The 11,196-nt window shown below is 43.1% G+C and carries 9 protein-coding genes; 5 read left to right on the plus strand and 4 right to left on the minus strand.

All coding sequences use genetic code 11. The annotated features are described in order from the left end of the window. Positions 1-83: 83 nt before the first annotated feature. From ACYUCY_RS16655 to ACYUCY_RS16665, 3 genes are read left to right on the plus strand one after another with little or no spacing between them, the layout of a single operon-like run. Complete coding sequence (locus ACYUCY_RS16655) at positions 84-1,064, plus strand: NAD(P)H-quinone oxidoreductase (RefSeq protein WP_460227658.1); 981 nt, start codon at positions 84-86, stop codon at positions 1,062-1,064. A gap of 49 nt (positions 1,065-1,113) precedes the next feature. Beyond that, on the plus strand, positions 1,114-2,325 hold the full coding sequence (locus tag ACYUCY_RS16660; RefSeq protein ID WP_460227659.1) for a CaiB/BaiF CoA transferase family protein: 1,212 nt from the start codon (positions 1,114-1,116) through the stop codon (positions 2,323-2,325). A gap of 47 nt (positions 2,326-2,372) precedes the next feature. Further along, positions 2,373-2,873: a shikimate kinase gene (locus tag ACYUCY_RS16665; RefSeq protein WP_460227660.1), complete on the plus strand. Its 501-nt coding sequence runs from the start codon at positions 2,373-2,375 to the stop codon at positions 2,871-2,873. 120 nt (positions 2,874-2,993) lie between these two features. Here the strand turns inward: ACYUCY_RS16665 and ACYUCY_RS16670 are convergent, their stop codons facing one another. Further along, positions 2,994-3,464: an Lrp/AsnC family transcriptional regulator gene (locus ACYUCY_RS16670; protein ID WP_460227661.1), complete on the minus strand. Its 471-nt coding sequence runs from the start codon at positions 3,462-3,464 to the stop codon at positions 2,994-2,996. A 287-nt stretch (positions 3,465-3,751) separates the two neighbouring features. On the opposite strand from ACYUCY_RS16670, the gene ACYUCY_RS16675 reads away from it, so the two are divergent. Next, complete coding sequence (locus tag ACYUCY_RS16675) at positions 3,752-4,942, plus strand: amino acid aminotransferase (protein WP_460227662.1); 1,191 nt, start codon at positions 3,752-3,754, stop codon at positions 4,940-4,942. A 25-nt stretch (positions 4,943-4,967) separates the two neighbouring features. Here ACYUCY_RS16675 and ACYUCY_RS16680 read toward each other — a convergent pair whose 3' ends face one another. From ACYUCY_RS16680 to ACYUCY_RS16690, 3 genes are all read right to left on the minus strand, one after another. Then, positions 4,968-6,806, minus strand: coding sequence for a putative bifunctional diguanylate cyclase/phosphodiesterase (locus tag ACYUCY_RS16680; protein ID WP_460227663.1), 1,839 nt, complete (start codon positions 6,804-6,806; stop codon positions 4,968-4,970). A 267-nt stretch (positions 6,807-7,073) separates the two neighbouring features. After that, positions 7,074-7,595, minus strand: coding sequence for a transcription elongation factor GreB (gene greB, locus ACYUCY_RS16685; protein ID WP_460227664.1), 522 nt, complete (start codon positions 7,593-7,595; stop codon positions 7,074-7,076). 12 nt (positions 7,596-7,607) lie between these two features. After that, on the minus strand, positions 7,608-9,659 hold the full coding sequence (locus ACYUCY_RS16690) for a S9 family peptidase (RefSeq protein WP_460227665.1): 2,052 nt from the start codon (positions 9,657-9,659) through the stop codon (positions 7,608-7,610). 111 nt (positions 9,660-9,770) lie between these two features. On the opposite strand from ACYUCY_RS16690, the gene tilS reads away from it, so the two are divergent. Further along, positions 9,771-11,087, plus strand: a complete 1,317-nt coding sequence (gene tilS, locus ACYUCY_RS16695; RefSeq protein WP_460227666.1) for a tRNA lysidine(34) synthetase TilS — start codon at positions 9,771-9,773, stop codon at positions 11,085-11,087. Positions 11,088-11,196 lie beyond the last annotated feature (109 nt).

Consider the following 11,196-nt stretch of genomic DNA (forward strand, 5'->3'; position numbering starts at 1 on the left):
GCTAACGCGATTTATCAGTATTAGTTTTTTTTACGTATAAATAAATTTCAAAAAACAATTTAATTTTTGGGAGTAGATAGGCCATGCGATTTGTTGACTTACCGTCCTACGGCGATCCGCAAGTGATGAAACTTGCGGAGTCGGACCGGCCTGTACCTGAAGCTGGCGAAGTTCTTGTTAAAGTTACGGCATGTGGTGTTAATCGGCCGGACATCGCACAGCGACGAGGAATTTATCCACCGCCACCGGGCGCAAGTCCCGTGATGGGATTAGAGTTGTCGGGTAAAGTCGTTGAATTAGGCGAAGGCGTAGACGGGAAATTGCTTGATCAACATGTTTGCGCTTTAGCGAATGGCGGTGCTTATGCCGAGTATGCCGTCGTACCCGCTTCGCAAACCATGCCGATTCCCAGCGGGCTTTCTATGATTGAAGCGGCCGCCTTGCCAGAAACATTTTTTACGGTATGGACAAATGTTTTTGATCGAGCTCGGCTTAAAGCCGGTGAGTCGATTCTCATTCATGGTGGTTCAAGCGGTATTGGTAGTACGGCAATACAGTTGGCAAAAGTTTTCGGTGCGAAGGTTTTTACCACAGCGGGTAGTGAAGAAAAGTGTGATTTTTGTAGAGAGATCGGTGCTGATCTCGCGATTAATTACCGAACTCAGGATTTTGAAAAAGAAATTCTGGCTGCAACTGATTCCAAAGGCGTGGACGTTGTTTTGGATATGGTTGGTGGTGATTATATCCAAAAGAACATTCAAGTCGCTGCAATTGATGGCAGAGTGGTGAGCATCGCTTTTTTAAATGGTTCTAAAAGTGAATTAAATTTGTTACCAATGATGTTAAAACGATTAACGATCACTGGGTCAACTTTGCGACCGCGATCAAAAGAAGATAAAGCGGCTATTGCCGACAGTTTAGTTAAGCAGGTTTGGCCGTTGATCGAAGCCGGAAAAATTTCCCCAAAAATCGATGCGGTATTTCCTATTGATCAAGTAATCGAAGCCCATACTTTGATGGAGTCGAGTCGTCATATGGGGAAAATTGTTTTAAGTTTCGAATAGTATGCGTTATTTAAAATTCGGGTAGAAAAATGATTGGAGATTATTAGGAATGTCGTCAGTTGCGAAACGACCTTTAGAAGGTATTCGAGTAATAGAATTAGGTCAATTATTGGCTGGCCCTTTTGCCGGATGTGTATTGGGGTATTTTGGTGCCGAAGTTATTAAGATTGAACCACCTAAAAGTGGTGATCCAATTCGAAATTGGCGGATACTAGAAGAAGGCGGGACATCTTTATGGTGGCGCAGTATTTCTCGAAACAAAAAATCAGTGACGCTAGATTTGCGCCAAGAGGAAGGCCGAGAATTAGTTAAAAAAATGTACGGCAACGCCGATGTTATTATCGAAAACTTTCGACCTGGCGTTGTTGAAAAGTGGGGACTGGGGCCAGAGGATGCAAAGAAAATAAACCCTGATATCGTTTTCGCTAGAATTTCTGGATACGGACAAACCGGCCCGTATAGTCAAAAACCAGGCTTTGCTTCAGTGTGCGAAGCTATTAGTGGTTTTCGATTCGTTACTGGTTTTCCTGGTGAAGCACCGGTGCGTTCGAATTTAAGTATCGGTGACACTATTGCTGGAATCCACGCAGCCTTGGGTGTCGTAATGGCACTTTATGCGCGGAAAGCGGGCAACACAGATACGGGGCAGGTAGTTGATGTCGCACTCTACGAATCAATGTTTAATTTATTAGAAGCCATCGTGCCGGAATACAGCGGCGCCGGGGTAGTTCGTCAGCCTTCTGGAACGACAATAACTGGTATTGTTCCTACGAATACCTATCGTTGTTCTGATGGAAAGTTTGTCGTCATTGGCGGTAATGGCGATTCGATTTTTCAGCGATTAATGGAAGCTGCTGGTCGATCGGATATGGGAACAGATTCTCGGATGGTAAATAATGCCGGCCGTGTTAAACATGAAGCGGAAATTGATGAAGTATTAGCTGAGTGGTGCGGACGATTTACTTCTCAGGAAATTATTTCTTTGTTGGAAGAAAAACGCGTACCCGTAGGACCTATCTATAGTGCGGAAGATATGTTTGCTGACCCGCATTTTAATGCCCGTGGTTTGTTCGAGCAGGTTGAAATCAACGGTAAGCCATTAAAAATTCCAGCTATCATGCCGAAGCTTGGCGATACGCCAGGGCGTACCGAATGGCCAGGTGGTGAGTTAGGAAGCCATAATGACGAAGTATTTTCTGGGCTGCTAAATTTAAGTGAAACCGAATTAAAAGATTTAAGAGATAAAGGTGTTATTGATTAGCGAGGGTTTGGAGGTGGGCTACAATTTAACGAGAAATCGAGTTCGCTATGCACCCTAACAATATTGTTTTAATTGGCATGCCTGGAGCCGGAAAAAGCACATTGGGTGTATTGCTGGCAAAAAAAACGAGTAAAAATTTTGTCGACACAGATTTACTTATCCAGCTAAAAAGTCAATCAAGCCTACAAGACATCGTCAATGATCTTGGCTACCTGAAGTTACGCGAGATAGAGGAGAGGGTTTTATTGTCCTTGGATTGTAATAATCATGTCATCGCAACTGGTGGTAGTGCTGTATACAGCGAAAAAGCGATGCAGCATCTTAGAAAAAATTCCCTCGTTGTTTATTTAAAAATATCTTTGCACGAATTAAAAATGCGTGTCCAAGATTATTCAACGCGAGGGATAGCGTGCAAACCTGGCGAAAATTTACAGGCACTATATCTTGAACGGCAAGGGCTCTACGAAAAATTTGCCGACATTACAATTTCTTGTGATAACAAAACCCCGGAGCAAGTGTTGATGGATATTGAGGCTGAAATAAATTAGGGCGTAAGTCTTTTGTTCAGTTTTTTTCTCTATTTATTGTTCGGCACTTATTGCTCGGCATTGAACGCCCTTCAAGTTATCGCCAATCAATTATCCCCCTTGCTTTTTACAGATTGAAATTTATAGAGGCAGTTGGGTTGTGTACTTAACCTGTTTCAATGCAAAAGTAGAATTTACTGAGGCGACATTGGGCAAGTGAACCAAGGTTTGTTTGAGAAACTTTTCATAGTGTTCTACATTTTCAACGACTATTTTCAGTAGATAATCTTTCTCGCCACTGGTGGCATAACATTCGACGATTTCAGGAACGTCCGCAACGGCGGTTTCAAAAGCGTTAAGCGAAGCTTCGTCATGGTGCTTGATGACGAGATAGGCATGTACCGTTACACCTAAATTGAGTATTTGCGGGTTCAGTAAAGTAACGCGGCTACGAATAACCCCCTCAGTCTCCAAACGTTTAATTCGTCTCCAGCAAGGTGTATGAGAAAGACCTACTTTTGCGCCGAGCTCAGCCATCGAAAAATCAGCATTCTCTTGCAAGGTTCGAAGAATATTAAGATCGTGATCGTCGAGATCAATATAAGGGGTCATGGATTAGTACTCGATATAAAATTTAGCGTCGCTGAAAAGTGCGAATAATGAGCAAGAACGCTGAGGCTGAAAGGGCTCAAGTCTTACAATTTTGGGATAGTGGCTTCGGTTTGATCCTAACAAAGCCTATGAATCGGAAAAATTGTCCTAATGTTAGGGCCTGAATGGGCTAACTTCAAGTTATCAGCCTGGGATCTTTCAAACTAATTGCTTTCGTATATAATCCGCCACCATTTTGGGCGGAAATTGCTCTCTGGCAGATTAATTCGACTCGTTTTGGAGAATCCATGTTTAATAATGCAAAGCCATTACCGGCAGATCCCATCTTGGGTGTCATGGCAGCTTGTGCGCGGGATACGAACCCTAAGAAGGTTGATCTCGGTGTTGGTGTATATAAAGAAAACTCTGGAAGCACCCCGATTTTCGCCAGCGTTAAAAGAGCCGAAGCTAATCTAATTGCCGAGCAACAGAGCAAAGCCTATATCGGTCCTGCAGGTTCGGCTGAATATAATCGTCTAATGACAACTTTTGTGTTTGGCGATCAACATACTGCAGTTAATGAAAACCGCATTGCTTCAGTACAAACTCCTGGCGGATGCGGGGCGTTGCGAGTTGGCGCTGAGCTGTTAAAGAGAATGCGACCCAGTTGTAAAGTCTGGTTGAGTAACCCTACCTGGGCTAACCACAATCCTCTGCTCGGCGATACGGGGATAGCTTTAGATACCTATCCTTATTACGATAAAGAAAATAATAGCGTGTTATTTGAAGACATGATTACTTGCTTGAAGACGATTCCGGCTGACGATGTGGTGTTGATCCATGGCTGTTGTCATAACCCTTCAGGCGCTGATCTGTCAGGTGAGCAATGGCAGGTGGTCGCGGATATCGCTAAGCAACAGGGGTTTCTAGTTTATATTGATTTAGCTTATCAAGGTTTCGGTAATGGTATTGAGGAAGACGCTTACGGAGTGAGACTGTTAGCTGAACAACTGCCAGAACTTATGGTTGCGAATTCTTGCTCGAAAAATTTTGGTTTGTACCGCGAGAGAACCGGTACATTATTTGTGATGACTGAGGATGAGACTCAGGCGCAAGCGGTTGCTTCATACATGCATAAAATTGCACGGGGTATCTATTCAATGCCCCCTGCACATGGCGCAGGAATAGTTGAGACTTTATTATCAGATCAGGAGTTGGTAACGGCGTGGCATCAAGAATTGGTTGATGTGCGACAACGTATAAAATCGTTACGGAAGTTATTGGCGGACGCCATCCAGAAAAATTCGGGCAATGATAGTTTTCGTTTTATCGAGAAACAGTGCGGTATGTTTTCTTACCTGGGTTTGACCACGGAGCAAGTGGTAACTCTACGAGAAAAATTTAGCATTTATATGACTAACGATAGTCGTGTGAATATCGCTGGACTTAAACCGGATAATATTGAATACGTCGCCGAGGCAATCGCATCAGTTATTTAGTGCGGATTAATTTATTTCGAGTGGGTTAGTTTCTGTAAGAGCTCGCTGTACTAGCGGGAGCGTTTTCATTTTTTTCGGGATCATTTTCGCTAAAAGACGCGTAAGTGTTTGAGCGAAATTGGCCAGAAAAGTTATTGTCTTTTTTTTGCGAAGCATTTGTTTCGAAATTGAAAAGGTATGACATTGCTTGCTCAGCAGGCAAAGGCTCACTAAAAAATAGCCCCTGAGCTAGGTCACACTGGTTGGCTTTCAAAAAATCAAGCTGTTGCTCCGTTTCGACTCCTTCAGCCACCACTATAAACTCTAGTTGTTTCGCTAGAAAGATAATGACCGAAGATATTTGCATGTCGCTTTCACTATCGGGAATATCTTTAATAAACTCTCTATCTATTTTAATGGTATCTACCGGGAGGTTTTTCAAATAACTTAATGAAGAGTATCCTGTTCCAAAATCATCGATTGCGATACTAACACCCAATTGCTTGATCTGATTAATGACTTCCATTCCCGCATTTAAATTTTCCATTAATAATGTTTCAGTGATTTCCAGCTCTAATCGACTTGGGTCAAAAGTGTATTTCTGTAAACAGGTTTTTAGAAAAGCCAGGAAGCTTGCATTAGAAAAGTGACTCAGCGATATGTTGACGGCAATACTAATGTCGGGGTTTTGGTCTTGAAGTAAGACTAATTGTTGACAGCTTTCTTCTAGAATATATTTGTCGAGCTGTTTGATTAGGCCGAGCTCTTCCATTGCTGGTATGAATTCTGCTGGTTCGACGATACCGCGCTCCGGATGCTGCCAACGAGCTAAGGATTCGAAGCCTCTGACTTGATTGTGCATATTTAATTTTGGTTGTAAAAAAAGTGTGAATTCTTTTTTTAGTAGGGCTCGCCGTATATCAGCTTCCATTGACAGGTTCGCATGTGCAGCATTTGCCATCGCGTTATCGAATAACTTGAATGTATTGCCGACATGAGATTTGGCAGCATACATCGCAATTTCAGCATTTTTAAGTACATCATTAAATGATTGGCTTTTAGTCGCGATGGCGACCCCAAGGCTACAACTAACCACGACTTGCTGACCATTTAAATCAATGGGCTTCAGAATAAGTTTAAGAATTTTTTGGCAGTGAAATTCAATTTCGGCCGGCGTTTTCATCCCGCGAAGAATTAATGCGAATTCGTCGCCGCCTAAGCGTGCGATTAAACCGAGATTGCGTGTTGCACTTTTTATTCTTAAGGCAATCTTTCCGAGTAACACATCCCCTAAGTGGTGTCCGACGCTGTCGTTTATACGTTTGAAATTATCTAAATCTAATATTGCTATTGCAAGTAAGCCATTTCGCAAATGCAAGTTTTCAAGATCTGTTTCAACTTCGTATTGAAATAAGTTTCTATTCGCCAAACCTGTTAATGAATCGAAAAGAGACAAGCGTTCCATTTCTCGTGTTCTTAGGGCAACATTCTTTTCAAGTGATTCGAGTTGGTAGCTGAGTGAAGTAATGACGTCGTCGAGGTGACCAATTTCATCAGGTAGGAAAGAACGTTTATTGCCTTTTAGTAACGACCGTGCTTCGGTGAATTGTTGCTGCCCTAAGAGCGGGAGAATTTGACTGATTCGTGCAATTTGTCGTGAGTGATAAAACGAAGCGGCTAAAAATACGAAGCTAAATACCACAACCATAACGGTGGCAGGGATCGCTAATTCGAGGCTATTGTCGAACAGCCACAGGAATATGGCAGCCACTAGTAAAAGTGACGTTACGATTGCTAAGAAGGACTTCCATTTAATACTTAGAAACGAGCTCGATCTAACTTGATCGGTCATGAGGTCTTTTAAACCAGGGCTCACGCCCTTCATTATCTTTTCTGGGAAATAAAATTTCGTGGCTTATCGTGACAGGGCTAGTCGCACAGCTAGGCACATTTCACTCCAACGATATTTTAATGATTATGTTTTTAATAAGTGTAGTTGAATATACGCGATTATTGATCATTTTTGAGCACTTGGTACCCATTTCTTACGCCATTCTTATCGGATATTCTTATAAGACCTTAGCAACTTATGCGCCTAGGTTTGAATGCTATAAAAAGCGCACTTGTTGAAGGCTTCGCTGGCAGCATGTAGTTAGTATTTGTAATCAATTTTTCGAATTTCAAATACGTTTTCGCCTTCAGGGGTTTTGATCACGACTTCGTCATCTATTTGTTTTCCGAGAAGAGCCTTGGCTAGGGGCGAATCCATACTGATTTTGCTTTCCTTAAGGTCAAACTCATCGGGGCCAACGATTTGATATTGCAGGGTTTTATTGGAATTGTTGTTTGTAGAACTGGGTATTTCTTCAATCGTTACATGCGCGCCAAAGAACACTTTTTCACGATTCCGAGGCAGATCCGACACAACCGTGAGTTCATCAAGTCGTTTGTTGAGGTAGCGAACCCGCCTATCAATTTCCGCGAGTCGCCTTTTGCCATAGATATAATCACCGTTCTCTGAGCGATCGCCATTTTTAGCGGCCTCGTGTACGGTCGCCGTTACCGTGGGCCTTTCAACCTTCCAGAGATGAACAAGCTCCGCTTGTAGCCGATCGGCACCGGCTTTGGTAATGTATTTTGAGCCGCGTGCCTGCGGTGGTCGCCATCGTCCCATATTTACTTCCCCTTACTGAGCCTTAAGGACTTCACTATGGGCAATGGGTATTTTTTCAATCGAGCCATCGACATCATAGCCAAATACTTGCGAGTAAAAATAGTACTCAGCTTCGATGGCGCGCTTAATATTTTCCGCCTGACGAAAACCATGTCCTTCTGTTTCAAATTGAATATAAGCATGGGGGATTTTTTTCTCGTCTAAAGCTGCAACCATTGTTTCCGCTTGATTCGGCGGAACCACTTTATCCTGCAAACCTTGTAAAAAAATAATTGGGCAATTTAATTTTTCAACAAAATTAATGGGTGAGCGTTCAAAATATGTTGTTTTGTCTTTTGGGTAGAGGCCCACAAGTGAGTCCATATATCGGCTTTCAAATTTATGGGTATCCATCGCTAAAGTTTCGAGATTGCCAATGCCGTAGTAACTGGCACCGGCTTTGAAAACGTCGTGAAATGTTAGAGCAGCTAATACTGTGTAACCACCCGCGCTCCCGCCTTTAATCGCGACCTTGTTACGGTCAATTTTATTTTCCTGAACTAAATAATTAACACACGCGACGGCATCTTCTACATCAACGATACCCCACTGGCCAATTAGTCGCTCGCGGTAATCTCGGCCATATCCGGTACTGCCGCCATAGTTGATGTCTACGATTGCGAAGCCGCGATTAGTCCAATATTGAATTTTTAAATTTAATGCGGAGCGTGTAGCGGTCGTTGGCCCACCATGACAAAGTACGATACAGGGTGGTAATTCATTCTCTGTCGCAGAATAATGTTGGTTTATAGGAGGATAGTAGAAGGCATAGCCGACCTTGCCGACATCTTCGTTTAGGTTCTTCACGGCAGCCGTAAGAGGAAACTGTATGCGTTCTGCAATCGATAATTCTTTCGCGTCAATTTCCAATTCGCTAGATTTATGAATTGTCGAAATTTTATTTTCTGTATCGATTTGATAGAGGGCGGGAAATTTCGTCGCAGAAGCAGCGACAAAAACCCCACCGAGGTCATTGGCTTGAACATAACTGATGTCATTAAAATCAGTATCGATAGTTTGAAAATCTACGTCACCGTTTTCGCCCAGCTCAATTGTCCCTAAGTGCCAAATACCCAAATGCGAGTAAGTGCAAATTATTTTATGTGCACTGATAAATCCAAAAGTTGATAAACCAAATACCCATTGCGGTGTCGCGAACTCGAGGTTTTTGTCTAAGACACAAGTAACGATGTTGTTCTGGAAACGATATAAATTTGTCCAATTATTTTTATCTGATAAAAAATACAGCGTTCCGTCTGGTGACCAGGTGGGTTGAAAAATAGATTCTTTAGTTCCACCAGCAACGAGTGTTGTTTCGCTAAGTTTACTTTCGGAATTAATGTTTGCTGTCCAGCATTCGCTGCCATCCCAAGGCATGTTTGGGTGATTCCAGGATATCCAACTAAGTTGCTTTCCGTTTGGCGAAAGCCGGGGGCTAGCATAAAAGTCGGCACCCTTACATAAAATTAATGGGGCGCAAAGCTCATCCGATTTGTTTGATGCATCGATTGAGACTAAATAGCTCGAAGGTTCTTGGGTTTCGCGATTGTCAGTATTTTCGTTTTCATTAGGTGATTCATGGTGTTCTTCACAGACCGCTATCACTCTTTCCCGCTGCTCGTCGTAGGTTAAATCCCCGTATCTGCATTTGGACACGGGAGTGAGAGCATGTGGGTATGGAGATTGACTGTCGAGGTCGATCCGGTATACACGTTGATCATCGGCTAAGACGAAATAAATTGTATTGTTGGCAACACAGTAACTGCCGCCACCGTATTCGTTTACCCGTGAGCGAACGTTAAGTGTTTGCGGTAGAATGTCGCACTTACTGCCGTCGGCTTTCAGCTGCACGATGGCGCTACGCCCTTTTTCGTGAGGGCGATTTTCTAGCCAATAGAGGTTGCTCCCGTCTTTGCGCGGTTCACTTAAGCTGACATTGTTGTCACTTAATAAGTCCGCGGTAATCGTTGATGGCCAGCTGCCATAGGGTTTTAAGGTCTTGATGTGGTTTGATGAGTCAGGCATGGGTGAAAATAGTGACCGTTATGAAATTGTTTGAATGTAGCTCGGCCACCTAGAATACGTAAAATCGAATTATATTCAATAAGAATTAGTAAACAGTACTTGGGTTAACAAGTGAATCTAGAAAAAAAATTCAAACAGAAAATAGAAAATCTGAACGCAGCACAACGTTTTTTAGTGGGTTTTAGCGGGGGCTTGGATTCTTCTGTTTTATTGTATTTGCTGAGTGCTTTGAAGTTATCGACACCTATTATTGCGATTCATGTTAATCACCAGCTATCGCCAAAGGCCGCTAGTTGGCAATTACACTGTGAGGAAGTTTGTGCAAAATTGGGTGTAGAGTTGATAACAGAGTCGGTGCAAGTCGAGTCCACAGGCGAAGGTTTGGAATCGGCAGCCAGACTGCAGCGTTATGGTGTTTTTGAAACATACATAGAGAGAGGCGATGTGTTAGTTCTAGGGCATCACTTAGATGATCAAATCGAAACGATGTTGTTTCGACTCATGCGTGGTACTGGCCCGAAAGGTTTAGCGGGTATCGCTGAACACCGATCTTTGGGAGATGGGCTGGTTGTCAGGCCGCTGCTCTCCGTTGCTAAAAATGAATTGCAGATTTACGCCAAACAAAATCAAATTACTTGGATTGAAGATGATAGTAACGATGAAAGTAAATTTGATCGAAATTATTTGCGCAACGAAGTTATTCCACTGTTAGAGAAACGCTGGCCTAATTTTTCTAAACGTTGGTTACAAACCGCAGAATTCTGTCGTGAAGAACATGCACTGTGCCGCACCATGGCAGAAGAGGATTTGGTTCGCGCAAATGAGTTGCAAGAGCGTTGGGGTTGCAGTATTCGTTTGCAGTCGCTAAATGAGATGAGTAAAGAGAGGCGTAACAATATCTTAAGAGCTTGGGTTGACAAGCACGGCTACCCACAATTAGAAGTTAAACATCTCGACGAGATTGATAAACAATTTTTTAATGCGGAATCAACCAAGGCTGAATTCACTTGGGGTAAGGCTAGTTTGCGTCGCTACAAACAAAAGTTGTACCTGACGCCGCCCGACTCGGAAGAAGCTCAGGCGAGAATAGGTAAACAGCCTTTAACGTGGAATTTAAGTGAAACGCTTTGTTTGCCGGATGGAAGCAAGTTGAATGCAAAGTTTGATGATGATTCTCCCGCAGACGATATCTTGGTAACTGTTCGTTGGCGCCGAGGCGGCGAGCGATGTAAGCCGCGGGGTAGAGGGCACTCGCAATCGATTAAAAAGCTACTCCAAGAATACGGGCTTGAACCGTGGCTACGTGAACGCGTTCCCCTAATTTACAGAGGAGAGGATTTAATCGCCGTGGGAGATTTATGGCTTTGTGATCTGGGTTTAGCGCCAATGGAAGCTAAAAATCTCAATTTTACCTGGCAGCTATTCTGAAAGATGGTCGAATGCGGCAGTGGCTGACATCGAAAACGCTTTGAATCTTTATCTGCCTTCTTTTTGTACACCTGTGAATTCTCCCTCCATGTCAGTTACTCCCCCAAAT

Source organism: Aurantivibrio infirmus (genome assembly GCF_054767315.1).